21 protein-coding genes are annotated in these 26095 nt (G+C 60.0%); 3 read left to right on the forward strand and 18 right to left on the reverse strand.

Annotated features, from left to right (window positions below):
* Nucleotides 1–43: 43 nt before the first annotated feature.
* The 7 genes from BLR31_RS01830 to BLR31_RS01860 form a co-directional block, all read right to left on the reverse strand.
* A complete protein-coding gene (locus BLR31_RS01830; protein ID WP_244504915.1) occupies nt 44–2137 on the reverse strand; it encodes a methyl-accepting chemotaxis protein in 2094 nt (697 codons plus the stop codon).
* 211 nt (nt 2138–2348) lie between these two features.
* Complete coding sequence (locus BLR31_RS01835) at nt 2349–2768, reverse strand: F0F1 ATP synthase subunit epsilon (protein ID WP_090590478.1); 420 nt, start codon at nt 2766–2768, stop codon at nt 2349–2351.
* 65 nt (nt 2769–2833) lie between these two features.
* A complete protein-coding gene (atpD, locus tag BLR31_RS01840) occupies nt 2834–4273 on the reverse strand; it encodes a F0F1 ATP synthase subunit beta (RefSeq protein ID WP_090590483.1) in 1440 nt (479 codons plus the stop codon).
* Nucleotides 4274–4352: 79 nt separating this feature from the next.
* Nucleotides 4353–5240 (reverse strand): F0F1 ATP synthase subunit gamma, encoded by an 888-nt coding sequence (locus BLR31_RS01845; RefSeq protein WP_090590489.1) that lies wholly within the window; start codon nt 5238–5240, stop codon nt 4353–4355.
* A 35-nt stretch (nt 5241–5275) separates the two neighbouring features.
* A complete protein-coding gene (gene atpA, locus BLR31_RS01850) occupies nt 5276–6811 on the reverse strand; it encodes a F0F1 ATP synthase subunit alpha (protein WP_090590493.1) in 1536 nt (511 codons plus the stop codon).
* On the reverse strand, nt 6811–7371 hold the full coding sequence (locus BLR31_RS01855) for a F0F1 ATP synthase subunit delta (RefSeq protein ID WP_090590498.1): 561 nt from the start codon (nt 7369–7371) through the stop codon (nt 6811–6813). Before BLR31_RS01855 ends, atpA begins: the two co-directional genes overlap by 1 nt.
* Before the next feature lie 231 nt (nt 7372–7602).
* Complete coding sequence (locus BLR31_RS01860) at nt 7603–9771, reverse strand: primosomal protein N' (protein ID WP_090592014.1); 2169 nt, start codon at nt 9769–9771, stop codon at nt 7603–7605.
* Nucleotides 9772–9878: 107 nt separating this feature from the next.
* Between BLR31_RS01860 and BLR31_RS01865 the strand changes: the two genes are divergently transcribed.
* From BLR31_RS01865 to BLR31_RS01875, 3 genes are read left to right on the forward strand one after another with little or no spacing between them, the layout of a single operon-like run.
* Nucleotides 9879–10808, forward strand: coding sequence for a tyrosine recombinase XerC (locus BLR31_RS01865; protein ID WP_090590502.1), 930 nt, complete (start codon nt 9879–9881; stop codon nt 10806–10808).
* A gap of 55 nt (nt 10809–10863) precedes the next feature.
* A complete protein-coding gene (locus BLR31_RS01870) occupies nt 10864–11805 on the forward strand; it encodes a DMT family transporter (RefSeq protein WP_090590506.1) in 942 nt (313 codons plus the stop codon).
* Nucleotides 11806–11839: 34 nt separating this feature from the next.
* Nucleotides 11840–13252: a hypothetical protein gene (locus BLR31_RS01875; protein WP_143009290.1), complete on the forward strand. Its 1413-nt coding sequence runs from the start codon at nt 11840–11842 to the stop codon at nt 13250–13252.
* Between the two features lie 76 nt (nt 13253–13328).
* Here the strand turns inward: BLR31_RS01875 and lpdA are convergent, their stop codons facing one another.
* From lpdA to BLR31_RS01930, 11 genes are all read right to left on the reverse strand, one after another.
* Entirely contained in the window at nt 13329–14735 is a 1407-nt protein-coding gene (lpdA, locus tag BLR31_RS01880) for a dihydrolipoyl dehydrogenase (protein WP_090590514.1), read from the reverse strand.
* 69 nt (nt 14736–14804) lie between these two features.
* On the reverse strand, nt 14805–15194 hold the full coding sequence (locus BLR31_RS01885; RefSeq protein WP_090590518.1) for an MAPEG family protein: 390 nt from the start codon (nt 15192–15194) through the stop codon (nt 14805–14807).
* 58 nt (nt 15195–15252) lie between these two features.
* Complete coding sequence (gene odhB / locus BLR31_RS01890) at nt 15253–16494, reverse strand: 2-oxoglutarate dehydrogenase complex dihydrolipoyllysine-residue succinyltransferase (RefSeq protein ID WP_090590523.1); 1242 nt, start codon at nt 16492–16494, stop codon at nt 15253–15255.
* A gap of 67 nt (nt 16495–16561) precedes the next feature.
* On the reverse strand, nt 16562–19552 hold the full coding sequence (locus BLR31_RS01895) for a 2-oxoglutarate dehydrogenase E1 component (RefSeq protein ID WP_090590527.1): 2991 nt from the start codon (nt 19550–19552) through the stop codon (nt 16562–16564).
* Nucleotides 19553–19706: 154 nt separating this feature from the next.
* Entirely contained in the window at nt 19707–20609 is a 903-nt protein-coding gene (gene sucD, locus BLR31_RS01900; RefSeq protein WP_090590531.1) for a succinate--CoA ligase subunit alpha, read from the reverse strand.
* 41 nt (nt 20610–20650) lie between these two features.
* Nucleotides 20651–21841 (reverse strand): ADP-forming succinate--CoA ligase subunit beta, encoded by a 1191-nt coding sequence (gene sucC, locus BLR31_RS01905; protein ID WP_090590535.1) that lies wholly within the window; start codon nt 21839–21841, stop codon nt 20651–20653.
* 91 nt (nt 21842–21932) lie between these two features.
* Nucleotides 21933–22895: a malate dehydrogenase gene (gene mdh / locus BLR31_RS01910; protein WP_090590538.1), complete on the reverse strand. Its 963-nt coding sequence runs from the start codon at nt 22893–22895 to the stop codon at nt 21933–21935.
* Nucleotides 22896–23065: 170 nt separating this feature from the next.
* Nucleotides 23066–24208, reverse strand: a complete 1143-nt coding sequence (gene zapE / locus BLR31_RS01915) for a cell division protein ZapE (RefSeq protein WP_244504916.1) — start codon at nt 24206–24208, stop codon at nt 23066–23068.
* A gap of 2 nt (nt 24209–24210) precedes the next feature.
* The gene (locus tag BLR31_RS01920; RefSeq protein ID WP_143009291.1) at nt 24211–24846 is read right to left on the reverse strand and encodes an AprI/Inh family metalloprotease inhibitor; all 636 of its coding nucleotides are present in this window, start codon (nt 24844–24846) and stop codon (nt 24211–24213) included.
* 148 nt (nt 24847–24994) lie between these two features.
* Nucleotides 24995–25225 carry a hypothetical protein gene (locus BLR31_RS01925; RefSeq protein ID WP_090590546.1) on the reverse strand — a complete coding sequence of 77 codons (231 nt, stop codon included), beginning with the start codon at nt 25223–25225 and terminating at the stop codon, nt 24995–24997.
* A 77-nt stretch (nt 25226–25302) separates the two neighbouring features.
* Nucleotides 25303–26088 carry a succinate dehydrogenase iron-sulfur subunit gene (locus BLR31_RS01930; RefSeq protein WP_090590550.1) on the reverse strand — a complete coding sequence of 262 codons (786 nt, stop codon included), beginning with the start codon at nt 26086–26088 and terminating at the stop codon, nt 25303–25305.
* Between the last annotated feature and the right edge of the window lie 7 nt (nt 26089–26095).

Consider the following 26095-nt stretch of genomic DNA (forward strand, 5'->3'; position numbering starts at 1 on the left):
CGCTCATTGCGCCCCTTTTGCGTTCAACTGGCCCGATGGCGAACTAGAACTCACTCCACTCGGTGTCCACGGCGGCGTTGCCATGGCTAAGGTAAGCCCCGGCGGCGTTGCGGACCTTCTGCTGCAGGCCCCGGGCGTCGGACCGAGCGGTCCGCTCAGCCTGGGATCGCGCCGGCGACTGGCCGATTGCGGTCGCCCTGTCGATCCGGAAGATCTCAACGATACGGTCGAGCGCCGTCGCCTGTTCTTCGGTTTGGGCGATTGCGGCATTGGTCTCCTCGACCAGAGCAGCATTGTGCTGGGTCATCTCGTCCATCAGGCGCACTGCGGCGTTGACTTCTTCGATTGAAGACGCCTGCTCCCGGCTTTCGCTGGCGATCTTTTCCATCTGTTTGGTGTTGGTCCGAGCGGCCTCGAGCATCGCGACCAGCTTTTCGGCAGCCTGGGCCACAAGCTTTGAGCCCCCATCGACTTCATTTGCGCTCTGCTCGATCAACGCCTTGACCTCGGACGATGCCGAAGCCGCCGATTGCGCCAGGCGCCGCACTTCGACGGCCACCACCGCAAAGCCCTTGCCGGCATCCCCGGCCCGCGCGGCTTCGACCGACGCGTTGAGTGCGAGGAGATTGGTCTGGAAGGCGATGTCATCGATCATCTTGATGATGTCGGAGACCTTGGCGGACGAGGTCGTAATGCGCTCCATGGCCGATGTCGCCGCATCCATGACCTGACCACCCTCTTCGGCTGACTGGGTCACCGAGGCAGCGGTCTTGGACGCATCCTGGGCCCGCCGGGCGTTTTCCATCACCGTATTGGCCAACTGCTCCATAGCCGCCGAGGTTTCCTCGATTGTTGCAGCCTGGCGCGTGGTCCGTTCGGACAGATCGTTGGCGCCGGAGAGAATTTCGCCGGTGGCCGTCTTGAGCGTCCGCGATGTGCCGCGCAACTCCAGAACGATGTCGGAGAGCTTTTCGGCGACGGCGTTGGTATCGGACTTGAGTTGGGCAAAGGCGCCTTGATAGTCGCCCTCGACCCGCAGGGTTAGGTCCGTCTCGGCCAAGGCGGCCAAAACGGTGCCGGTTTCCTTAAGCCCGCGATCGACAGTGCCGACGAGATCGTTGACCGATCCGGCCAGACCGTTGAGTTCTGCATCGGCGAAATTGGCATCGACCCGCCGCGAGAAATCGCCGGCAATCGCCGCATCTACGACTTCGCCGAAAGCGGCCTGGAGCTCACCCATCATCGCGCGGCGGGCATCCGCGTCGGCAATAATCCTGGCCGCCTCCGCTTCGGTCATCTGCGCGACCTTCTGGCCGTTTTCCCTGAACACCTCCACGGCGCGGGCCATTTCGCCCACCTCGTTGCTGCGATCGGTATAGGGCACCTCGACATCGAACTGGTCTTGCGCAATTTTGCCCATTGCCGTCGAAAGCACAGGAATAGGTCGTGCAATCAGGCGGGCAACAAGCACCGAAAGAAGGCACATCACTACGATAGCGACGCCGGCAACAATCAGCAAAAGCCCCATGGTGTCCGAAACGACAGCGGTGATGGCGTCCTGAGTGACCCCGACATAGAGCAGTCCCAAAACATCGGTACCCGACAGATAGGTGATCGGCTGGTAGACCGAGTAGTAGTGCTGGCCGTTAAAGTCTGTCTCCGTGTAGACCGCGCCCTGCTCCAGCATTGCTGTATGGATAGCCCCATTGGCAGGAATGGGATCGAGGGCCATCGTGTTGCCTTCGGCATCGACCAGCGAACCGGTCACCTGCTCGAACTGGGCCGTTTCCGCATTCCACGCAAAGATCGCCGCGGTCTCGCCGGTTACCCGCGCGACCGAATTCATGACCTCATTGTTATAGAAACGAGGCATGACCCAGGTGCCGATGCCGGCGACATCGCCCGTCGCCTCGTCCCACTCCACCTGAATGCCACCCATGCCGCCGAGAATGGTCGCAGCGGTGCGTATATTGCTCTGTTGCGTGGCGTAAGCGACGTTGTCGCTGTTGGCTGACAGGTTGATGTACACCGCCATAACGACGGCACCGACCGAAAGAACGACAGCTGCCACAACCATGGCTGCAATCGTCGTAGTCATGGACAGACGTCCCAAGACCTTGTTGGCTATGCCCTTCATGCTCGCCTGCTCCTTACCGACGAAGTGAGTCCCCCTCCACGGGCGATTGGGGCAAAACTAAGGGAAAGACCATTAAATGATCGTTTCCCCGATCCAGGACTTAGGCATTTACGGCGGTAGAAGCCCCAGCTGTATGCATGAAAGGCAATTCAAGACAAAGAAAAAGGGCGCCGATGGCGCCCCTGCAAAATTAACGATGGTCCACTTAAGTTTAGTGGACCGTGCTCAGGCTCGCGCTTTCGAGCAACAGGTTTTTCCAAATGTCGAGCTGCTGCTGTGCGACGGCCTTTTCATCAATCCCCTCAGCGGCGGAGAGGACCTCCTGAGCCTTCGCAATGCGTGCCTCAATCTCTGCACGACCGAACTCGCTTGCCGGACGAGCTTCCTCGGCAAGAATGGTGAGCCCGGCATCTGAGATATCGGCAAATCCACCACCCACGAAATAGCTGGTGACTGTACCCGTCGTGTCGGTCACGGTCACAAAACCGGGCTTGAGCACCGTCAGCAGAGGCGCATGCGGTCCGAGAACGGTCAGATAGCCCTCTGCACCCGGCACGATCACCGAACGAGCCTCTGCGCTCAAGATGAGCACTTCGGGCGATACGATTTCGATTTTGACGCCTTCGGCCATGGTTCTGTCCGTTCTCTAGCGAAGTGAAACCGTGGGCTCAAAAGCCCACGTGTGTTTGTGAAAGCTTAAGCGGCTTCTGCAGCCAGCTTCTGGGCCTTCTTGACGGCATCATCGATGGTGCCGACCATGTAGAAAGCCTGCTCGGGCAGATGATCGTACTCGCCAGCCACGAGACCCTGGAACGCCTTGATGGTGTCTTCGAGTTCGACATAGATGCCAGGCGAACCAGTGAACTGCTCGGCCACGTGGAACGGCTGGCTCATGAAGCGCTCGATCTTGCGAGCGCGGGTCACGGTCAACTTGTCTTCTTCCGAAAGCTCGTCCATGCCCAGGATGGCGATGATGTCCTGGAGAGCCTTGTAGCGCTGCAGGATTTCCTGAACGTCACGGGCGGTGCGGTAGTGCTCTTCACCAACGATGTTTGGGTCGAGCATGCGCGAGTTCGAATCGAGCGGATCAACGGCCGGATAGATGCCCTTTTCCGAAATCGCACGGTTGAGCGAAGTGGTCGCGTCAAGGTGCGCAAAGGTCGAGGCAGGAGCCGGATCGGTGAAATCGTCAGCCGGCACGTAAACGGCCTGCACCGAAGTGATCGAACCCTTGTTCGTCGTGGTGATACGTTCCTGCAGCGCGCCCATGTCGGTACCGAGCGTCGGCTGATAACCCACAGCGGACGGAATGCGGCCCAACAGAGCCGACACTTCAGAGCCAGCCTGGGTAAAGCGGAAGATGTTGTCCACAAAGAACAGCACGTCCTGGCCCTTGTCGCGGAAATCTTCGGCGATCGACAGACCGGTCAGAGCGACACGAGCACGGGCTCCTGGAGGCTCATTCATCTGGCCGAAAACCAGCGAACACTTCGAGCCCTCGGTCGAACCATTGTTCTCCTTGGGATCCTTGTTCACGCCTGATTCGATCATTTCGTAGTAAAGATCGTTGCCTTCGCGTGTGCGCTCACCGACGCCGGCGAACACCGAATACCCACCATGCGCCTTGGCGACGTTGTTGATCAGTTCCTGGATCAGAACCGTCTTGCCCACGCCGGCGCCGCCGAACAGGCCGATCTTGCCACCACGCGCATAGGGCGCGAGCAGATCGATAACCTTGATGCCGGTGACCAGGATTTCGGCCTGCGTTGCCTGATCCACGAAATCGGGAGCGGGCTGGTGAATTTCACGGCGCGTCGGCGTGTTGACCGGGCCGGCTTCGTCGATCGGCTCGCCGATCACGTTCATGATGCGGCCAAGCGTTGCATCGCCGACCGGCACCGAGATCGCCATGCCGGTATCGCGCACGGCAACGCCACGGGCCAGACCTTCGGTCGTGTCCATAGCGATGGTGCGAACCGCGTTCTCACCAAGATGCTGAGCGACTTCGAGCACCAGACGGTTGCCGTTGTTGTCGGTTTCGAGCGCGTTCAGAATGGGAGGAAGCTCGCCGTCGAACGTGACGTCCACAACGGCGCCCATCACCTGGGAAACGCGGCCGGTTTTTGTTTCTGCCATTGTTTTATCCCTGTCTTTTTAGCGTTCCCAGAAAAAGCTGTACGGCTTTTTCGGTTCGGGAGCGCGAGAGCCTAAGTCCTTAGAGCGCTTCGGCGCCCGAAATGATTTCGATCAGTTCCTTGGTGATCTGGGCCTGGCGCTGGCGATTATAGCTCAGCTGAAGCTTGGTGATCATCTCGCCCGCATTGCGGGTCGCATTGTCCATGGCGCTCATCTGCGCCCCAAAGAACGAAGCATTGTTTTCGAGCAGCGCGCGGAAAATCTGAACGCTGACATTGCGCGGCAGCAAATCCTCGAGGATTGCCTCTTCGTCGGGCTCATACTCGTAGATTGCAGAGCCGACCTTTGCCTCGACATCGCCCTCGGCCTTGTCGAACTTTGCCGGAATCAACTGCTGGGCCGTCGGCACTTGGGAGATCACCGACTGGAACCGCGAGTAAAACAGTGTCGCCACGTCGAACTCGCCGGCCTGATACATGGCCAGAACCTTGTTGCCGATCTCCTGAGCAGTCACATAGCCGAGCTGCTTGACGTCGCGCAGCGAAATCTGCTCGGTGATGTTCTTGGCCAGACCCCGCTTCAAGATATCGGCGCCCTTCTTGCCGACTGTCAAAATCTTGACGGTCTTGCCTTGGGCGATGAGCTTGTGCGCATGATCGCGCGCCATGCGGGCGATCGAGGAATTGAACCCGCCAGCAAGCCCACGCTCGCCAGTCGCCACGACCAGAAGATGGACGTCGTCCTTGCCTGTGCCGGCCAAAAGAGCCGGCGCATCCGGACGACCTTCATATGCGGCCCCCAGACCCGCCAACACCTTTTCCATGCGCTCGGCATAGGGGCGTGCGGATTCAGCAGCATCCTGGGCGCGGCGGAGTTTTGCCGCCGCGACCATCTGCATGGCCTTTGTGATCTTCTGGGTCGATTTGACCGAGTTGATCCGGTTTTTTAGGTCTTTCAAAGAGGGCATTGCGCCGAAAGCTCCTTGCCAGCCAGTGCCGGAATTTAAGCGGTGTAGGTCTTCTTGAAGGCGTCGAGAGCCGACTTCAGGCGATCCTTGATCCCGTCGGACAAGGCCTTTTCCTTAGCGATATCGCCAAGAATGTCGGCATGCTTGCTCCGCAGGTTCGACAGCAGGGCCTTTTCGAAGGGCCCGACGCCACGCACCGGCAGATCGTCGAGATAGCCATTGGCACCAGCAAAGATCACGGCGACCTGTTCTTCCGTCTTGAGCGGCGAGAACTGGGGCTGCTTCAAAAGCTCTGTCAGGCGCGCGCCACGATTGAGCAGACGCTGCGTCGCCGCATCGAGGTCCGAACCGAACTGAGCGAATGCCGCCATTTCACGATACTGCGAAAGCTCACCCTTAAGCGAACCGGCGACCTGCTTCATGGCCTTGATCTGAGCAGAACCACCCACGCGGGACACCGACAGACCCACGTTCACGGCAGGACGAATGCCTTGGAAGAACAGATTGGTCTCAAGGAAGATCTGGCCGTCGGTGATCGAGATCACGTTGGTCGGAATATAGGCCGACACGTCGTTGGCCTGGGTTTCAATAACCGGCAGAGCGGTCAGTGAACCCGAACCATGGTTCTCGTTGAGCTTGGCAGCGCGTTCGAGGAGACGGCTGTGGAGATAGAAGACGTCGCCCGGATAGGCTTCACGTCCGGGAGGACGGCGCAGCAGAAGGCTCATCTGGCGATAAGCAACGGCCTGCTTGGAAAGATCGTCATAGGCGATCACAGCATGCATGCCGTTGTCGCGGAAAAATTCGCCGATCGCGCAGCCGGTGAACGGCGCCAGGAATTGCATCGGAGCGGGATCCGAAGCGGTCGCAGCAACGACGATCGAATATTCGAGCGCGCCATTGTCTTCCAGCATCTTGACGAACTGGGCGACGGTCGAACGCTTCTGACCGATAGCGACGTAAACGCAGTAGAGCTTGTCGCTTTCCGACGCGCCCGACTGGTGAGCCGGCTTTTGGTTCAAGAAGGTGTCGAGAATGATCGCGGTCTTGCCGGTCTGACGATCGCCAATGACCAGCTCGCGCTGGCCGCGCCCGATGGGGATAAGCGCGTCGATTGCCTTGAGGCCGGTCGACATGGGCTCATGCACCGACTTGCGCGGCAGGATGCCCGGAGCCTTGACGTCGACGCGGCGGCGTTCGGTCGCCTCGATCGGGCCCTTGCCGTCGATCGGATTGCCGAGACCATCGACGACACGACCGAGAAGGCCCTTGCCGACCGGGGTATCGACGATCGAACCGGTGCGCTTGACGGTATCACCTTCCTTGATGTCGCGGTCGGACCCGAAGATCACGACACCGACATTGTCGGCTTCGAGGTTGAGCGCCATGCCCTTGATGCCGCCGGGGAATTCGACGAGCTCGCCGGCCTGAACCTTGTCGAGGCCAAATACGCGCGCAATGCCGTCACCGACCGAAAGCACCTGCCCGACTTCGGAAACCTGGGCTTCCTTGCCGAAATCCTTGATTTGGTCTTTGAGGATCGCGGAAATTTCCGCAGCTTTGATATCCATTAGCTGACCCCTTTCATGGCGATCTTCATGGCCGAAAGTTTTGTCTTGAGGGAAGTGTCGATCATCTGGCTTCCGACCTTGACCACAAGGCCACCGATCAGGCTTTCATCGACACGTGTAACGAGAGAGACATCCTTGCCGATCTTGTCCTTGAGGACGACGGCGAGTTCTTTTTCCTGGTCGCTCGTCAATGGCGCGGCGGAGGTGACTTCCGCGCTGACTTCATTACGAGCTTCAGCCGCAAGGCGCTTGAATTCGGCAATGATAGCCGTAAGCGCAAACAGCCGACCGTTCTTGGCGATCAGCTTGAGAGCATTCCCCACGAGATCGGAGGGATTGGCCTTGGCAATGATCGCATCCAGCGCCGCACTCTTGGCGTCGCTTGTAATGGTGGGGCTGACAAGAAACCGCGAGAAGTCGTCGGACGTATCGATGAGGCCCGAAATGGCATCAAGGTCCTTTTCGGTCGCTTCGACGGCGTTGGTATCCCGGGCCAGATCGAACAGAGCCGATGCATACGGCCGCGCGATGTGGGACAGAACGGATCGTGTTGCGCTCAAGCCTTCTAACCCCGCTGCATGCCCCGCCCCAGATCGTCGTCAACACCGAATGATCGGCGGCGGCGGCATATTTTGATTTCGTTTTTATCGGATCGGAGAGCTGCCGCATACGGGCTGCCCATAATTCCGGGGTGGCCTTACCATGCCAAAATCGCCCACGCAAGCGCATGCGGGCCAAATTGCGGCGGCCCAAATGTCGCATTCATCATATGATTGGCCCTGCAATGGCGATCAATAAAAACTCATTGGATCGATATCGACCTGAACCCTGAGATTACCCTTGGCCGGAGGACTGTTTTGCAGCCAGAAACGGACATATCCGGAAAGGTCGAATTCCTTGGGACTTTGCACGAGAATGCGAATGCGGTGCCGCCCTCTCACCATGGCCACTGGAGCATCCGCCGGCCCGAATCGTCGAACACCCTCTGCCAGTGGCGCCGCAGCCATGATCGCTCGGGCGTAGCCCATCGCCTCCAGATGTTCATTGCCCGAGACGATCAGTGCGGCCAGCCGTCCGAACGGTGGCAAGCCGCCTTGTTTGCGCACCTCGAGCTCATGGGCATAAAACCCTTCCCGGTCGCCTGAAATCATCGCCCGCATGACTTGATGGTCCGGATGGTAAGTCTGCAGAAACGCCTTGCCCGAACGCGACTCGCGCCCCGCACGTCCGGTGACTTGCGTCAAAACCTGAAAGGTTTTTTCCGCAGCACGCGGATCGCCATGCGCCAGCCCAAGATCGGCATCGATCACGCCGACCAAGGATAGCTTTTCAAAGTGGTGCCCCTTGGCCACCAATTGCGTGCCAATAATGATGTCATATTCGCCGCGCGCGATTTCGGCGAACCGATCGCGGATCTGGCGCATCGAGCCCATGTCGGACGATAGGACCACAGTGCGGGCGCCGGGAAAGCGCGTAGCCACCTCTTCCGCTATACGCTCGATCCCCGGTCCGACCGCTACGAGCGAATCTGTCGCTCCGCATGATCCGCAAACGTCGGGCGCTCGCTCCTCATGTCCGCAATGATGGCACATGAGAACGCCGCGAAACCGATGTTCGACAAGCCATGTCGAACATTCAGGGCACTGATATTGATGTCCACATGTCCGGCAGAGCGTGAGCGGCGCATAACCGCGCCGGTTGAGGAACAGCAGCGCCTGCTCCTCGCGATCAAGCGCATCGAACACCGCCCGCGCCAGTTTCGGCGCAATCCACTGGCCCTTTTCCGGACCATCGATACGCATGTCGAGCGCGGTGATGTCGGGCAGTGCCGCATCCGCAAACCGGCTCTCGAGCCGCACATGCGCATAGCGCCCTATATTGGCATTGTTGCGCGATTCGACCGACGGCGTTGCCGACGACAAGATGACTCTGGCTTCCGCCATTGCAGCACGGACTATCGCCATGTCGCGCCCATGGTAATTGACGCGGTCCGCTTGCTTGAACGCACCGTCATGCTCTTCATCGAGCACCAGAAGGCCCAGTTCGCGGAACGGCAGGAACAGCGCCGAACGTGCCCCGATCACGGCTCGCACATCCCCTGTGAGCACTCCCCGCCACACCCGTGCCCGCTGCACCGGCGTCATCTCCGAATGCCATTCGGCGGCACGCTGCCCGAAGCGCTTTTCGAACCTGTCGAGAAATGTGTGCGTCAGCGCAATCTCGGGCAGGATGACGGCCACCTGCCTGCCGGCGACAAGCGCATCGGCGACGCTTTCAAAAAACACCTCGGTCTTGCCCGAGCCCGTAATGCCGTCGAGCAGCGCCACCGAAAACCCGCCATTGTCATGCGCACGAATCATGTCCAGCCCCGCCTGCTGGCCTGCCGACAATGTCGCCGGCGCATAATCGGGCTCGGGTGGAAGCACGGGCGGCGGCGCGGGAATTTCCACCTGCCTTAACGCGCCCGATTTGACCAACCCATCGACCACCGCCGCCGATACGCCTGAAGCCCCGATCAGCGCCGGCTTTGCCCAGGGAAAGCCATCGTCCATCACCGAAAGGACACGCGCCCTCGCTTCCGTCATCCGCTCGGGCGGCGACCCCGCACGTTCATAGGCGATGATCGGGCGGGGCGGATCGAGAGCCTCACGGCTACGCAACGCACCCCGCAACACCATGCCCGGCTGTGCCAGCGTGTAGCGCGCCACCCAATCTATGGTTCTGAGCAATTCTTCAGACAGCGGCGGCACGTCAAAGACATGCGCGATGTCTTTTGTTCGGTTGTGCGCGAAATTGTCTTTGGGCTCGCCCCAGACGACCCCGAGCGTCGGGCGCGGCCCAAGCGGCACGACAACGATCGATCCGCGCGTCACCACCATTCCCTCGGGCACCCGATAGGAATAAGGGCCGTCGACGGCGACCGAAACCATGACTGAGACGACAGGACCGAGTGGGGTCATCACGACCGAGAACGAAAAGAGACCAAACACCGCGCACCATAGGCGAGTTCTCCGATTCGGCCAGTCCCTTGAGTGCTTCGTAACCTTCGCGGGCTTAGTGTAGCGCCATGACAGACACCGGATTTGCCATCGCCGAACCGCTCCGCCTCCATATCGATGGATGGAAACGCGAGCTATCGACAGCACGACGCCTGTCGCCGAAAACCCTTGAGGCCTACGGCCGCGATCTCGACCAGTTCATGGCGTTTTTGTCCGGCCATGTGGGTGGCACGATCGATGTTGCTGACCTCAAGACACTGCGCCCCGCCGATCTGCGCGCCTTTCTTGCGTCGCGGCGAAAGGCCGATGCCGGGTCACGCACGCTGGCCCGCTCGCTCTCGGGCATCAAATCGTTTTTCACCTATCTTGAACGCTCCGGCATTCTGGCCCTCGAAGCGCTTTCGGTGGTCCGCACGCCCAAATTGCCGCGGGGATTGCCCAAGCCCTTGAGTGCGCGCGAAGCAAAGGCCGCGATCGGCATGCCGGCGGAACTCGACGACCGCCCATGGGTCGCGGCACGCGATGCCGCAGCGATCGCACTCTGTTATGGCTCGGGCCTGCGTATTTCCGAAGCCCTCGCGCTGACACGCGCCGATCTGAATGGGCCGACCCTGCGCATCACCGGCAAGGGCAACAAGGTTCGCCTCGTGCCACTGATTGCCCCCGTCCGCGCTGCCATCGAAGAGTATCTGCGCCTATGCCCATTCGGCCTCGAACCGGGTGAACCCATCTTCCGAGGCGTGCGCGGCGGCGTTCTGAGCCCGCGCCTTATTCAACTGCGCGTCGAACAAATGCGCGGCATTCTCGGCCTGCCCGCATCCGCAACCCCCCACGCCCTGCGGCATTCCTTTGCCACGCATCTCCTCGCCAAAGGCGGCGATCTGCGCGCCATCCAGGAATTGCTCGGCCACGCATCGCTATCAACGACCCAGATCTATACCCATATCGACAGCGAGCGACTGCTCGAAGCCTACCGATCGGCCCATCCGCGCGGCTAGCGCTCGGGCGTTTCGTTCTATAGGCTCGGTGGACCGTCCCAGTTGCAGATTCCCCATGCCCGCCGCCTCCAATTCCGAACGCGACCAAATGATTGGTTTGGCGCTGGCCGCTCTCGGCGCTGCGCTCTTTGCCTCCAAGGGTATTTTCGTCAAACTCGCCTACGAGCAGGGTCTGGACGCATTGACCACGCTCACCTGGCGCATGATCCTGGCGACGCCATTCTTTGCTGCCATGGGCATCATGGCCTATCTCGACCGACGCAAAGGCAAGGGCCGCCACGCTGGCGAGCCCGTATCACGTCCAGCCATTTTCGGTGCCATCGGCATAGGAATTCTCGGCTATTATGGCGCGAGCCTGCTGGACTTTTTCAGCCTCGATCTCATCACAGCCCAGCTCAACCGGCTGGTGCTGTTGACCTATCCGTTCATGGTCCTGATTCTGGGCGCCGTCTTGTTCAAGCGTCCTCTGCCCCTACCCGTTATCGGCGCGGCCCTGCTGGCCTATTTGGGGATCGCCGTCATCTTTGGCCATGACATGATGATCGCTGGAGACACGGTGATCGCCGGCACGCTCCTCGCTCTCTCCAGCGCTCTGGCCTACGCCCTCTACCAGATTTTTGCCAAGCCGCTGATCGACACCCTCGGTCCGAGGCTCTTTACAGCGATTGCCATGACGGCCGCCGCCACCGCTGTATTTGTGCATTATCTCGCGACGCAACCCCTCGCGGATTTGGCAATCTCCCAGCCCGCCTTCACCATCCTTTTCGGCCTCGCCATCGCCGCGACAGTCGCGCCCGTTTCGATCATTGCCGCTGCGATCGGGTTGATCGGCGCCGAGCGCACAGCGATCTTTGGCAACATCTCCCCAATTTTGACCATCATTCTAGCGATCTTCATTCTGGGAGAGCCGTTCACCCCAATTCATGGGCTGGGGACGGCACTGGTAATTTGCGGAATTTTGCTGTTCACTCGTCTGACACGGCGGGCGGATACATAAGCTGGAAATGCCGCTCAGGATGAGGGACGACATCATGAAAACCACCGGATTGATGCTGGGCGGTGCTGCGCTGGCCCTGGCTTTGTCGCTTGGTACACCGGCATTTGCGCAAGACATCGACTTCGGCGACGATTCCAGTACATTCGCCAATGATGGCCAATGCGACGATCCTCGATTTGAAGGTGTAGGCGCGGCCCTCATACTCAGCCCCGTCGACGAGTCGCGTGACGCCACAGATTGCCAGACCGCTTTCGATGCCGGCGATATCACGTTAATCGCACCCGCCGACGAAGACGCCGATGACACAGCTGAGGCCTCGATCACCGAACCTCTCCCCACCAGCGACATCGATTTCGGTGACGATTCGGGCAGTTTTGCCAATGATGGCGAGTGCGACGACCCGCGCTTTGGCGGCGCCCTGGCCAGCCACGAATTGGCAGACGCCACAGATTGCCGCACAGCCTACGACGCCGGCGACGTCACATACGCAGCGCCGACCGATGACGTCGTAGCGGCGACACCCGCAGGCGAGATCGATTTCGGTGACGACAGCGGCACCTTTGCAAATGATGGCGAGTGCGATGACCCGCGCTTTGGCGGCGCACTGACAAACCATGAACGTGCAGACGCCACAGATTGCCAGACGGCCTATGACGCCGGCGACGTCACCTATAGTGGCGACACGTCAGTCGATACGCCGATGATCTCGAGTGACGACATCGACTTTGGTGACGATTCCGGCAATTGGGCCAATGACGGCGAATGCGACGACCCCCGTTTCGGAGGCGGCCTCACGAGCCACGAGCTTGCCGATGCTACTGATTGCCGTGAGGCATATGAGGCGGGCGAAGTAACCTACCAGTCTCCTTCAGACGACGCCGCGACACCTGTCGGCGACATCGATTTCGGCGATGATTCCGGGGTCTGGGCAAATGACGGTGAGTGCGACGATCCACGCTTCGGCGGCGGTCTGACCAGTCACGAGCTGACCGACGCCACAGATTGCCGCGAGGCATATGAAGCGGGCGAAGTGACCTTCACGGAAGGCACGACAGGCCCCACAGGCGATCCCATCGTCATCGACGGCATCGACTTCGGCGACGATACAGGCAATTGGGCTAATGACGGCGAATGCGACGACCCACGCTTTACGGGTGCAGGCGTAGGCGTGGCACTGGACGATCACCTGATGGCGGACGCGACCGACTGTTCCACCGCCTATGCGGCGGGTACGGTGACCCTAGCCGAGGACACCGACACGCCCAGCAGCGAGTTCCGCATCAATTTCGGCGATGATTCAGGCGCGACGGCCAATGACGGAGTCTGCGACGACCCGCGCTTCCAGGGCCGTGGCGGGGCGCTCGAACTGCTGGAGGCCAATGTGCTATCCGACGCGACCGATTGCCGTGCCGCCTATGACGCCGGGACCGTGACTTACAACCCGTAAGGGATACCAGAACCCGAATGTGCAAAAGCCGCGCTCGGTGGAGCGCGGCTTTTCTATTTTTCTCCGACAGTGCCCGTCAGATGTGGATCGATCCGTCCCCAAGTCCAAGCGCCGCCTCGCGCACCGCTTCGCTCATCGTTGGATGCGCATGGCATGTGCGCGCCAAATCTTCTGCCGAGCCGCCAAATTCCATGAGAACCGCTGCTTCATGGATCATCTCGCCGGCGCCCTTGCCCACGATGTGACATCCTAGGACGCGATCGGTTGCCTTGTCCGCCAGGATTTTGACAAAACCCTGGCTCGCCAGCATCGCTTTGGCGCGGCCATTCGCGGTGAAGGGGAATTTGGCTGATTTGTATTCGATCCCCTCAGCCTTCAAATCCTCTTCGGTTTTGCCGACTGAGGCGACCTCTGGATTGGTGTAAACCACTCCCGGGATCACCCCGTAATTGACGTGCCCCGCCTGGCCGGCCAGAATTTCGGCGACCGCGATGCCCTCGTCCTCTGCTTTGTGCGCCAGCATAGGCCCAGCGATCACATCGCCAATGGCATAAATGCCGTCCACATTAGTCTTGTAGTGGGCATCGGTAACGACCCGGCCGCGCTTGTCGCGTTCAATGCCGGCCTCGTCCAAACCGAGGCCGTCGGTAAACGGCACACGTCCGATCGACACCAATGCGATATCGGTTTCAAGCGTGCTCGCTTCTCCGCCCGCGGCGGGCTCGAGCGTCGCCACAAGGCCGTTTTCGGTCTTTTCGATGCCGGTCACCTTGGTACCGAGCTTGAATTCGAAACCCTGCTTGGCCAGCATGCGCTGGAACTGCTTGGAGACGTCCAAATCCATTCCCGGCAGGATGCGGTCCAGAAACTCGACGACGGTAACCTTGGCGCCAAGCCGCGCCCAGACCGAGCCCAACTCCAGACCGATAACGCCCGCCCCGATCACCAGAAGATTCTCGGGCACCTTCGCAAGCTTGAGCGCGCCGGTCGAGGTAACGATCCGCTCCTCATCGATCTCGATACCAGGAAGGTTGGCCGAAACCGAGCCCGACGCGATGACGATGTTCTTGCTTTCGATCTCTGTCACGGTGCCATCTTCCGAGGTGACATTGACCTTGCCCGCTTCAGCAATCGAGCCCGTGCCGCGAAACGCAGTGATCTTGTTCTTCTTGAACAGATATTCGATGCCGCCGGTGTTCGAGGCTACAGTATCGTCCTTGTGCGCCATCATGGCCGACAAATTGAGCGTCGGCGCGCCGACTTCGATACCCAATTGCGGAAAGCTGTGAGTTGCTTCCTCAAACATTTCCGAGGCATGCAGCAACGCCTTGGACGGGATGCAGCCAATGTTGAGGCAGGTGCCCCCAAAGCTCGGCCATTTCTCGACAACTGCAACCTTCATGCCCAGTTGCGCCGCGCGCACCGCGCAGACATAGCCGCCCGGGCCAGTGCCGATGATGGTGAGATCGAAGTTTTCGGCCATGATTGCCTATGTCCTTTTCAAAATGTCGGCGCCCGAGCCCCGTGGCGCCAGTTCAAATTCCGCGCGAAGCTAGAACACGATGCCGCAAAACATCAGCAGCAATCCAATGCACGCGCCTATGAAAATCAGCGAACGCAGATAGGGCACGCCAAGCAGATAGAGCGGAATATAGAGCAGCCTGAAGAGGATATAAGCCCCCGCGCCCCATTGGGTCAGACCGTTGGAAATCCCGGCTATGCCGGCAACCAGAGCGAGAATGATAAAGGCCGGATAGGTCTCGGCGAAATTACGCAGCGCGCGATCCGCTCGCCCGGCCATGACGCCCAGCTCCCGCTTTTCGTCGCGCGGGCCGGCATTGTAGTCGCTGCCCAAATCTCTGGTCAGCAGTCCGGACTGCAGCCCGATATGCACAAAGAGGATAACGACCGACCAGGTCAGCAGCGTCAATTCAAGCGTCACCGCTCTCTCCCGTGGGTGAGTTGGTCGGAAGCGACTGTTCCGCTACCGACCAAGGAGATCAAAGGTCGAGCACGAGGCGCTGGGGATCTTCCAGGCTTTCCTTGACGCGCACCAGGAACGTCACGGCTTCCTTCCCGTCCACGATCCGGTGATCATAGGAGAGAGCGAGATACATCATGGGCCGAACCACAATCTGCCCACCGACCACCACCGGACGATCCTGAATCTTGTGCATGCCCAAGATGCCTGACTGCGGCGCATTCAGGATTGGCGTCGACATCAGCGAGCCATAAACGCCACCGTTCGAGATCGTGAACGTGCCGCCCTGCATGTCCGCCATCGACAGCTGGCCGTCACGGGCTGCCTTGCCGAGTCGGGAAATTTCCTTTTCGATCTCGGCAATGGTCATCTGGTCGGCATCACGCACCACAGGAACGACCAGGCCCTTTTCGGTCCCGACGGCCACGCCGATATGAGCAAAATTCTTGTAGATGATGTCCGTGCCATCGATCTCGGCGTTGACTGCCGGGATTTCCTTGAGCGCGTGCACCACGGCCTTGGTGAAAAAGCCCATGAAACCGAGCTTCACGCCGTGCTTTTTCTCAAACAGCTCCTTGTAGGAATTGCGCAGATCCATCACCGGCTTCATGTCCACCTCGTTGAAGGTGGTCAGCATGGCCGCCGTGCTCTGGGCGTCCTTCAAGCGCTTGGCGATCGTCTGGCGCAAACGCGTCATCTTGACCCGCTCTTCGCGAGCGCCGTCTTCCTGCTTTGAGGGGGCGCGCGTCTGCGCAGGCGCTGGTGCCGCAGCGGGCTTTGCCTCGCCGGTATTGTCTAGCGCCTTGAGCACGTCTTCCTTGAGAACCTGGCCGCGCTTGCCCGAACCTTCGACAGACGAGGGCTCGACATCGCGCTCGGCCATCAGCTTTGCAGCGGACGGCGCGGGGGGCATTTCGGTCTTTGTGGCGGGCGCAGGGGCGTTGGCCGGCTTGGGCGCCTCAGCCTTTGGTGCCTCGGCCTTGGGCTCTTCCTTGGGCGTCTCTGCCGCTTTGGCGCCAGCCGAACCGGCGGCGATCGCTGCGATCAGCGCGCCGACTTCAACCGTGTCGCCCTCATTGACCGAAATGGCCTCGAGCGTGCCCGAAACAGGCGCGGGCACTTCGATGGTGACCTTGTCGGTTTCAAGTTCGACGATCGGCTCGTCGGCCGAGACGGCATCGCCGACCTTCTTGAACCACTGGCCAATCGTGGCTTCGGTGACGCTTTCGCCCAGGGTCGGGACGCGGACTTCGGTGGACATCTCTCGTATCCTCTATCTCGATAATGGGTCCCGGCCAAATTGGCCGGGGCTCGATCTCTGGGTCGTCTTAGGAAAACGCTTCGTCCAGGAACGCCTGGAGCTGGGCAAGATGGGTGCGCATCAGCCCAGTCGCCGTCGATGCGGACGCTGGACGGCCCACATAGCGCGGACGATCGCCCGGGCGGCCCATCTGTTCGAGCACCCATTCGATATAGGGCTGAACAAAGGACCACGCGCCCATGTTTTTGGGCTCTTCCTGGCACCAGACGACTTCTGCGTTCTGGAATCGGCTCAGCTCGTCGATCAGCGCCTTGGCGGGGAACGGGTAAAGCTGTTCGAGACGCATCAGGTAAACGTCGTTGAGCCCGCGCTTTTCGCGATCTTCCAGCAGATCGTAATAGACCTTGCCCGTACAGATCACGACGCGCCGGATCTTGTCGTCCGACACGAGATTGACCTCGGTTTTCGGCACGCCCGGAGCCTCGGCATCGTCCCAGAGAAGGCGATGGAAGAAAGTCTCGGACCCAAGTTCGTTCAGCCCTGAGACCGCCCGCTTATGACGGAGCAGCGACTTGGGCGTCATGATGATCAAGGGCTTGCGGAAATCGCGCTTGAGCTGACGACGCAGCGCATGGAAATAATTGGCGGGCGTCGTGCAGTTGAGCACCTGCATGTTGTCTTCGGCACAAAGCTGCAAGAAGCGCTCGGGCCGCGCCGAGGAGTGTTCTGGCCCCTGACCTTCATAGCCATGCGGCAAGAGCATCACGAGACCGCTCATGCGAAGCCATTTGCGCTCGCCCGACGAGATGAACTGGTCGATCACCACCTGCGCGCCGTTCACGAAATCGCCGAACTGGGCCTCCCAGACGGTCAGCGCATTGGGCTCGGCCAGCGAATAGCCATACTCGAACCCGAGCACGGCTTCTTCCGACAGCATCGAGTTGATGACTTCATAACGGGCCTGACCCTCACGCAGATTGTTGAGCGGGGTGTAGGTCTCGTCCGATTCCTGATCGTAGAGCACCGAATGGCGTTGACTGAACGTGCCACGCTCCACGTCCTGGCCCGAAAGCCGAACGGGATGCCCATCGTCGAGCAGCGTGGCGAAGGCCAGCGATTCCGCCGTCGCCCAATCGATGCCCTCGCCTTCAGAGATGATCTTCTTGCGGTTATCGATAAAGCGCTGGACCGTGCGGTGGGCGTGAAAATCCGCCGGCACTGCGGTGAGGCGCTCGCCCAGGCTCTTGAGCTTTTCGGCATCGACACCGGTCACGCCGCGGCGCGGACCATCGATCTCGGCAAGCTTGATGTTCTTCCAGGCGCCGTCGAGCCAGTCGGCCTTATTGGGGCGGTAGTCCTGCCCCGCCTCAAACTCGGTTTCGAGCCTGGCGCGCCAGTCTGCTTTGATCTGGTCGGACTCTTCAGCCGTCAGAACACCTTCCTCGATCAGCTTGTTCGAGTAGAGTTCGTAGGTCGACTTATGGCTCCTGATCTTCTTGTACATCAGGGGCTGGGTAAAGCTGGGCTCATCGCCTTCGTTGTGCCCGAAGCGACGATAGCAGAACATGTCGATGACGACGGGCCGCCCGAACTTCTGACGGAATTCGATAGCGATCTTGGCCGCAAAGACCACAGCTTCGGGATCGTCGCCATTGCAGTGAAGCACAGGCGCTTCGATCATCTTGGCCACATCGGTCGGATAGGGCGAGGAGCGCGAAAAACGCGGGCTCGTCGTAAAGCCGATCTGGTTGTTGATGACGAAATGGATCGAGCCATGGGTGCGGTGACCCTTAAGACCCGAAAGCCCGAAGCACTCGGCAACAACGCCCTGGCCCGCAAACGCGGCGTCGCCATGCAGCAACAGTGGCAGAACCGTCGATCGATCGGGCTTTCCCTCGCCAAGATCGACAATCTTGCCTTCGGGCGAGATGTGGTGATCCTGCTTTGCGCGGGCCTTGCCCAGAACCACGGGATTGACGATCTCGAGGTGCGACGGATTTGCAGTGAGCGACAGATGCACCTTGTTGCCGTCGAACTCGCGGTCCGAAGACGCGCCAAGGTGATATTTGACGTCTCCCGATCCCTCGACGTCGTCGGGATAGAACGCGCCGCCCTTAAATTCGTGAAACAACGCCCGGTGCGGCTTGCCCATCACCTGGGTCAGAACATTGAGGCGACCGCGATGCGCCATGCCCAGGACGATGTCCTTCACGCCCAAAGCGCCACCACGCTTGATGATCTGCTCGAGCGCCGGAATCAGCGATTCCCCGCCATCAAGCCCGAACCGCTTGGTCCCGGTATATTTGACGTCGAGAAACTTTTCGAACCCCTCGGCTTCGGCAAGCTTGTTGAGGATGGCCCGCTTGCCTTCCTTGGTGAAGGTAATTTCCTTGTCAGGACCTTCGATACGCTCCTGGATCCAGGCCTTCGCCTCAGGGTCCGAGATATGCATGAATTCGATGCCAAGCGTGCCGCAATAGGTGCGCTTTAGGATCTCGAGCATCTGCGGGACGGTCGCAAATTCCAGCCCGAGATAGTTGTCGATGAAGATCTCGCGGCTGTAATCGGCTTCTGTAAAGCCATAGGCAGCCGGATCAAGCTCGGGAGCATCTTCGGGCTGCTCGAGCCCGAGCGGGTCCAGATTGGCATGCAGATGCCCGCGCATGCGGTAGGCGCGGATCATCATGATCGCATGGATCGAATCGCGCGTCGCCTGCATCACAGCTTCGTTCGAAACAGCAACGCCCTCGGACTTGGCTTTCTCGGAAACCGCCTTTTGCGTCTTTACAGCGACGTCGCCCCAATTTCCGTCGAGAGCCGAGACCAACTCGCCATTCGAGCTGCGCGGCCAGTCGCGGCGCTGCCAGCTCGGCCCGTCAGCGTTGAGCTGGACCTGTTCGGCACTGTCGGAGAGATTATCGAAAAACTCCGCCCAGCTCGCATCGACGCTTTTAGGGTTAGCTTTGTACTTTGCGTACAGGGCGTCGATATAGTCGGCATTGCCGCCATAAAGGAATGAGGTGAGGAGGAACGCTTCGTTCTGATCCTGTCGTGCCATTTCGCTCTCTATTGGGGGTCCCGATCCCCCTTGCCTTAGATGCTGATCAACCCTGCCCGTTTGGGCCGCCAAATTGGGTTGAACTATGACGGTTGCCCGTCTCGTTTTGGTTAACCGGGGCCTAAGCCCCGGCACCGGATAACAATCGCGTGTCTCAGCCCTTGAGGACGTCGACCAGCGTCGTGCCAAGACGCGCGGGCGAAGGCGAAACGGTGATGCCTGCTGCTTCCATGGCGGCGATCTTGGATTCGGCGTCGCCCTTGCCGCCCGAAACCACAGCACCTGCATGGCCCATCGTCCGGCCCTTGGGTGCGGTGCGGCCCGCGATAAAGCCCGCCATCGGCTTCTTGCGGCCCTTTTTCGCTTCGTCGATCAGGAACTGCGCTGCATCTTCCTCGGCCGAACCGCCGATTTCACCGATCATGATGATCGATTCCGTCGCATCGTCCGCCAGGAACATTTCGAGGATATCGATGAACTCGGTGCCCTTGACCGGATCGCCCCCGATCCCGACTGCAGTCGTCTGGCCAAGGCCTTCATTGGTTGTCTGGAACACGGCCTCATATGTAAGCGTGCCAGAGCGCGAGACAATGCCAACCGAACCCTTACGGAAAATCGAGCCGGGCATGATGCCGATCTTGCATTCTTCCGGCGTCATGATGCCGGGGCAGTTCGGGCCGAGAAGGCGCGAATTGGAACGGTCGAGCCGCGCCTTGACCTTGACCATGTCCATCACCGGGATGCCTTCGGTGATGCAGGTGATGAAGGGAATTTCCGCATCGATAGCTTCGATGATCGCATCTGCTGCACCAGCGGGCGGAACGTAGATCACCGATGCATTCGCACCTGTGCGCTCCTTGCCTTCGGCGACGGTTGCAAAGATGGGAAGCTCTTCCCCACCCGAACCGGTCCAGGTCTCACCGCCCTTCTTGGGGTGAATACCGCCGACCATCTGGGTGCCGTAATAGGCCAAGGCCTGCTCGGTGTGAAAGGTGCCGGTCTTGCCGGTCAGGCCCTGCACGAGAATTTTTGTGTTCTTGTCTACGAGAATGGACATATCTCTCTCAACTCAGTCGGAGTGTCTGGTCACATCGCCGATCAGGCGACGGCGGCAACGATCTTCTGGGCGGCATCGTCGAGGTCGTCGGCGGCGGTGATCGCCAGGCCGGACTCGTTGAGTATCTTCTTGCCCTGTTCGACATTGGTGCCTTCGAGGCGCACGACGAGCGGCACCTGCAGACCCACTTCCTTGACGGCTGCGACAACGCCTTCGGCGATGACGTCGCACTTCATGATGCCACCAAAGATGTTGACCAGAATGCCCTCGACCTTTGGATCTGCAGTGATGATCTTGAAGGCTGCTGCGACCTTTTCCTTGGACGCGCCACCGCCGACGTCACAAAAATTCGCAGGCTCCTTGCCGTAGAGCTTGATGATATCCATCGTCGCCATGGCCAGGCCCGCGCCATTGACCATGCAGCCGATATTGCCGTCCAGCGCGACATAGGCGAGGTCCCATTTGGACGCTTCGATTTCCTTGGCGTCCTCTTCGGTCTCGTCGCGCAAGGCCTTGACGTCATCGTGGCGGAACAGCGCATTGCCATCAAAGCTCATCTTGGCATCGAGCACCCGCAAGTGACCGTCGGTCATGACGATCAGCGGATTGACTTCGAGCAGCGCCATGTCCTTTTCGACAAACGCCTTATAGAGCGCGGGAAACAGCGCCTTGGCATCGTCCGATGCGGCGCCGTCGAGTTCGAGCGCCTTGGAGATCGCCACGACATCTGCATCGGTGACACCGGCTTCGGGATCGATCGCGATGGTATGGATCTTTTCAGGCGTATCGTGCGCGACAGCCTCGATATCCATGCCGCCTTCGGTTGAAACCACGAACGCCACACGACCGACTGAGCGGTCGACCAAAAGCGAGCAATAAAGCTCGCGTGAGATGTCTGCGCCGTCTTCAATATAAAGGCGATTGACCTGCTTGCCGGCGTCGCCAGTCTGCGCGGTGACCAGCGTGTTGCCCAGCATGTCTTTGGCGTGGGCTACAACTTCGTCGATCGACTTTGCAAGGCGTACGCCGCCCTTGGCATCAGGGCCAAGTTCCTTGAACTTGCCTTTGCCGCGTCCGCCAGCATGAATCTGGCTCTTGACCACATAAAGCGGGCCGGGCAACGATTTGGCTGCAGCTTCGGCCTCTTCGACCTTTAAGATGGCCACGCCCTCGGCGACCGGTGCGCCATAGCCCTTCAAGAGCTGCTTGGCCTGATATTCGTGAATGTTCATGTCGTGTCGAACCTTCTTCGCGTTCGCTTGGGACCGGCGCCGGGCGCCATCAAATGGAAAAGCCCGGAGCGTTGCTCCGGGCAAAAATCGATCAAGCCAGCTTGGGCGCGATCTTCTTACAGGCTTCAACGAGCCCGTCGACCGACGCCACCGAGGCATCGAACATCTTCTTTTCGGCGCCGTTCAGTTCGATCTCGACGATCCGCTCGACACCGCCTGCGCCGATCACCACCGGAACACCGACATAGGTGTCGGAAAGGCCAAACTGACCGGAGAGATGCGCGGCGCATGGCAGGATGCGCTTCTTGTCCTTGAGATAGCACTCGGCCATTTCGATCGCCGACGCGGCAGGCGCATAGAACGCAGAGCCCGTCTTCAGCAGCCCGACGATTTCCGCACCGCCATCGCGCGTGCGCTGAATGATCTGCTCGAGCTTGTCCTTGCTCATCCAGCCCATCTTGACCATGTCGGGGAGCGGAATGCCCGCAACCGTCGAATAGCGCGCCAAAGGCACCATGGTGTCGCCGTGACCGCCCATAACGAACGCCGTCACATCCTGCACCGACACGCCGAGTTCCTCGGCGATGAAATGACGGAAGCGCGCACTGTCGAGTACACCGGCCATGCCGACCACCTTGTTGGTGGGAAGGCCGGAGAATTTCTGCAGTGCCCAGACCATGGCATCGAGCGGGTTGGTGATGCAGATGACGAACGCTTCGGGGGCGTATTTTGCGATGCCCGCGCCGACCTGCTCCATCACCTTGAGATTGATTTCCAGAAGATCATCGCGGCTCATGCCGGGCTTGCGCGGCACGCCCGCGGTAACGATCACCACATCGGCGCCTTCGATGTCCTTGTATTCGGACGTTCCCTTGAGGGTGGAATTATAGCCTTCGACCGGTCCGGACTGGGCCAGATCGAGCGCCTTGCCCTGGGGCACGCCGTCAACGATGTCGAACAGCATCACGTCGCCAAGCTCTTTCAAAGCGACCAGATGAGCCAGAGTCCCGCCGATCTGACCGGCACCGATCAGAGCGATTTTCTTACGCGCCATGAACAAGTTTCCCTATAGGTAACGTGAAGGTTTCCTCGCGCCCTCCATAGACCTTGTGACCAATGGACGCAAGTGAACCCTTCGTCTAAGGCCGGGAAATTTGGGTTTTCGGCCCTAGGCGTTTTAGACCTTAGCGCGCGAGCGTCACTTTCCCTTGCAGGGAAACTAGGTCAGCGAGACTGACCTTGCCGCAAGGGCTGCGCTATGTAGTCGGCGGAGCGCATCTCTTCGAGCCGCGACAGGCAGCGGGCGAACTCAAACCGGGTCTTGTCGTCCTGAGCCAACTCGTCGAGCGGAGCCGCAAAGCTCGCGGCAAGTTTCACACCGCGATCATAGAGCGTATCGATCAACAGAATAAAGCGCTTGGACGCATCGGACTTGAGCTTTGAGAACACCGGCACATGGTCGATCATCACGGTATGAAAGCTATTGGCGAGCTTTAGATAGTCGCGCGCGCCCAGGGGCTTTTCGCAGAGATCTGAAAAGCTGAACCGGGCAACGCCCATCGCCTGCGCCGGTACGATGATCACTCGCCCCAAACTCTCGATTGCGTCAGGGCCGGGCTCTGCGCCACCGACAAGATGGTCGAACAATCGGTCCATATCCTCATCGACCCCGTTGTCGGTGCCGATCTTGTAGACATCCTGCGCATCGAGCTTTTCACGCCGATAGTCCGTGTCCGCATCGAGATTGAAAACCTCGGTATGCGCAGTGAGCAGGTCGATGAACGGGGTGAACAACTGCCGGTTGAGCCCGTTCCAATAGAGCTTGTCGGGCGGAATGTTCGACGTCGCGACCACCACAACGCCATCGGCGAACAGGATTTCAAAGAGCCGCTTGAGGAGCATCGCGTCGGTAATGTCGGAGACGAAGAACTCGTCGAAGCACAATAGCCTGACCGATCGCGTTATCGGTCGCGCCACCGCCGGGATCGGATCGCGAGCGCCCTTGGTGCCGGGATTGTCCGCCCTGAACTTGGCGATCGCCTCGTGAACCTCGTTCATGAACTCGTGAAAATGCACCCGCCGCTTGGCCGCAACGGGCACGGAACGATAGAACATGTCCATGAGCATGGTCTTGCCGCGCCCCACGTCGCCCCAGATGTAAAGCCCCTTGGGAACTTCACGCTTGCGGCGAAACAGCGAGGCAATGACCGAACCCGAGCGTCCTTCGAGCGCTGCCAAACCGTCTGATACGTCCTGCAGCTTTTCCACCGCGCGCTTTTGCGCCGCGTCGGGTTTGACCTGCCCGGCGACGACCATATCGGCGTAGGAATCAAGTATGGAGCCCTCGCTCCCGGTGCTCCCCGTCAAGATCAGCCGACCAACGAGATGGCCTGCCCCCCCGATAGGGTCCCCACGAAGCGATTGCCGCTCTTGAGCAATGTCCCGACCAAAGTATCGGCTTCATTGTAGAGCTGGATCTGATTGCCAAGCAGCTGCCAGGATGTCACGGAAGCCAGCGTTGGCTCCGCGCAGGCCGGGGTCGACGCGCGATAGCGGCCCGAAGACCCTTTTGCGGTATAGGTCAGATTGAGCCGGCACTGGTCGGCGCCAACCAGTATGGTCCAGCCACCAAGCAGCTGCTCCATGGTCACATTGCCCGACAGATCGCGTCCACCGGTCGTGTTCCCCGGCACAGTGGTGTTGCCCATACCGAAACCAGATGTGGACGCTACGGTCTGGGTATTGCCGCTCACCGAAGCGGTGTTGCCTGGAATTGCGGCCGTGGATGGCGTTGTCTGTGGCGTGGATGTCGTGCCGGCAATCGGAGGCAGGTCGGTTGTCTGGACCGCCGTGCTCTGAACCGGCGTGATCGGGGCAGGTTGCGACATGGCGGGCGGTACAGCGGGCTGCTGGTTGCCAAACCCGGTCGGCGAGCACGCGGCCAGCGCAAAAACGGCGAATACGGCTACGCTCGAACGCAAAGGAGTCACGAGATTTCCAAACATGTTGGCTCCATGATTTCGGATCTGATCCGTCGGCGTGGCACGCCACAATTGGACTTTATGGCGACAAGCGACCGCCGAAACAAGTCCTGCACGCGCCGGAGCGGTGCGTTAGGATTTGATTAACGGGCCCAATATGGCCGTTATGGGGCTATTTGCCCACCATGTCCTTGAGCAGGGCCTCGGCTAAAGGCTGCGCATCGCGCGCCTCACTGGCCGGCACGGCAATCGCCAGCCCTTTGCCCGTCAGTCCCGTACCGATCCCCGGCAAGCCGCCATCGAGAATTTCGCGCGGCGAGAACCCATGCGCTCGGAGGGCCGTCACCATGAGGCGCGCCACCGATTCCCGTTCGACGTAAACAATGGTCTCGTAGTCGGTCATCGGTCTCTCCCGGATAAGAAAAAGGGCCCGGAGCGCGTAGCTCCAGACCCTCCAAACGTCTTGAACCGTCTCAAGGTTCAGGCGACCTTGCGTTCGATCATCATCTTCTTGATCTCGGCAATCGCCTTGGCCGGATTCAAACCCTTTGGACACACCTTGGCGCAATTCATGATCGTGTGGCAGCGATAGAGCTTGAACGGATCTTCAAGATCGTCGAGCCGTTCGCTCGTGGCCTCGTCACGGCTGTCGATCAGCCAGCGATAGGCCTGCAGCAAAACCGCTGGCCCGAGATATTTTTCCCCGTTCCACCAATAGGATGGGCACGAGGTCGAACAGCATGCGCACAAGATGCACTCGTAAAGCCCATCGAGCTTTGCACGATCTTCGCGGCTCTGCAGCCATTCGGTATCGGGGGTAGGCGATTTTGTCTGCAGCCAGGGCTGAACAGATTTGTGCTGCTCGTAAAATGTCGAAAGGTCCGGGACCAGATCTTTGACCACCGGCATGTGCGGCAGAGGATAAACCTTGACGGCGCCCTTGGAGACTTCATCCATCCCCTTGGTGCAGGCCAGTGTGTTGGCACCATCGATGTTCATCGCGCACGAACCGCAAATCCCTTCGCGGCAGGAGCGGCGCAGGGTGAGGGTCGGATCGATGTTGTTCTTGATCCACAAAAGCCCATCGAGGATCATCGGTCCACAATCGTCGAGATCGACGAAATAGGTATCGATGCGCGGATTTTCCTGGGTATCGGGGTCATAGCGATAGACCTGATACTCGCGCAGATTGGTCGCGCCTTCAGGCTTTGGCCATGTCTTGCCGGCCTTGGGACGCGAGCGCTTGTCGAGAACTAGTTCAGCCATATCCCGC

The sequence above is a fragment of the Pelagibacterium luteolum genome (genome assembly GCF_900100665.1).
GTDB lineage: Bacteria > Pseudomonadota > Alphaproteobacteria > Rhizobiales > Devosiaceae > Pelagibacterium > Pelagibacterium luteolum.

Coding starts and splice junctions, on each gene's coding strand:
- atpD (WP_090590483.1), bottom strand. CDS start 4,273: ATGGCAGAAACAAAAACCGGCCGCGTTTCCCAGGTGATGGGCGCCGTT.
- BLR31_RS01870 (WP_090590506.1), top strand. CDS start 10,864: ATGCCCGCCGCCTCCAATTCCGAACGCGACCAAATGATTGGTTTGGCG.
- BLR31_RS01845 (WP_090590489.1), bottom strand. CDS start 5,240: ATGCCCTCTTTGAAAGACCTAAAAAACCGGATCAACTCGGTCAAATCG.
- atpA (WP_090590493.1), bottom strand. CDS start 6,811: ATGGATATCAAAGCTGCGGAAATTTCCGCGATCCTCAAAGACCAAATC.
- BLR31_RS01925 (WP_090590546.1), bottom strand. CDS start 25,225: ATGACCGACTACGAGACCATTGTTTACGTCGAACGGGAATCGGTGGCG.
- BLR31_RS01930 (WP_090590550.1), bottom strand. CDS start 26,088: ATGGCTGAACTAGTTCTCGACAAGCGCTCGCGTCCCAAGGCCGGCAAG.
- odhB (WP_090590523.1), bottom strand. CDS start 16,494: ATGTCCACCGAAGTCCGCGTCCCGACCCTGGGCGAAAGCGTCACCGAA.
- mdh (WP_090590538.1), bottom strand. CDS start 22,895: ATGGCGCGTAAGAAAATCGCTCTGATCGGTGCCGGTCAGATCGGCGGG.
- sucD (WP_090590531.1), bottom strand. CDS start 20,609: ATGTCCATTCTCGTAGACAAGAACACAAAAATTCTCGTGCAGGGCCTG.
- sucC (WP_090590535.1), bottom strand. CDS start 21,841: ATGAACATTCACGAATATCAGGCCAAGCAGCTCTTGAAGGGCTATGGC.
- BLR31_RS01835 (WP_090590478.1), bottom strand. CDS start 2,768: ATGGCCGAAGGCGTCAAAATCGAAATCGTATCGCCCGAAGTGCTCATC.
- BLR31_RS01865 (WP_090590502.1), top strand. CDS start 9,879: ATGACAGACACCGGATTTGCCATCGCCGAACCGCTCCGCCTCCATATC.
- BLR31_RS01920 (WP_143009291.1), bottom strand. CDS start 24,846: ATGTTTGGAAATCTCGTGACTCCTTTGCGTTCGAGCGTAGCCGTATTC.
- BLR31_RS01895 (WP_090590527.1), bottom strand. CDS start 19,552: ATGGCACGACAGGATCAGAACGAAGCGTTCCTCCTCACCTCATTCCTT.
- BLR31_RS01860 (WP_090592014.1), bottom strand. CDS start 9,771: ATGACCCCACTCGGTCCTGTCGTCTCAGTCATGGTTTCGGTCGCCGTC.
- BLR31_RS01875 (WP_143009290.1), top strand. CDS start 11,840: ATGAAAACCACCGGATTGATGCTGGGCGGTGCTGCGCTGGCCCTGGCT.
- lpdA (WP_090590514.1), bottom strand. CDS start 14,735: ATGGCCGAAAACTTCGATCTCACCATCATCGGCACTGGCCCGGGCGGC.
- BLR31_RS01830 (WP_244504915.1), bottom strand. CDS start 2,137: ATGAAGGGCATAGCCAACAAGGTCTTGGGACGTCTGTCCATGACTACG.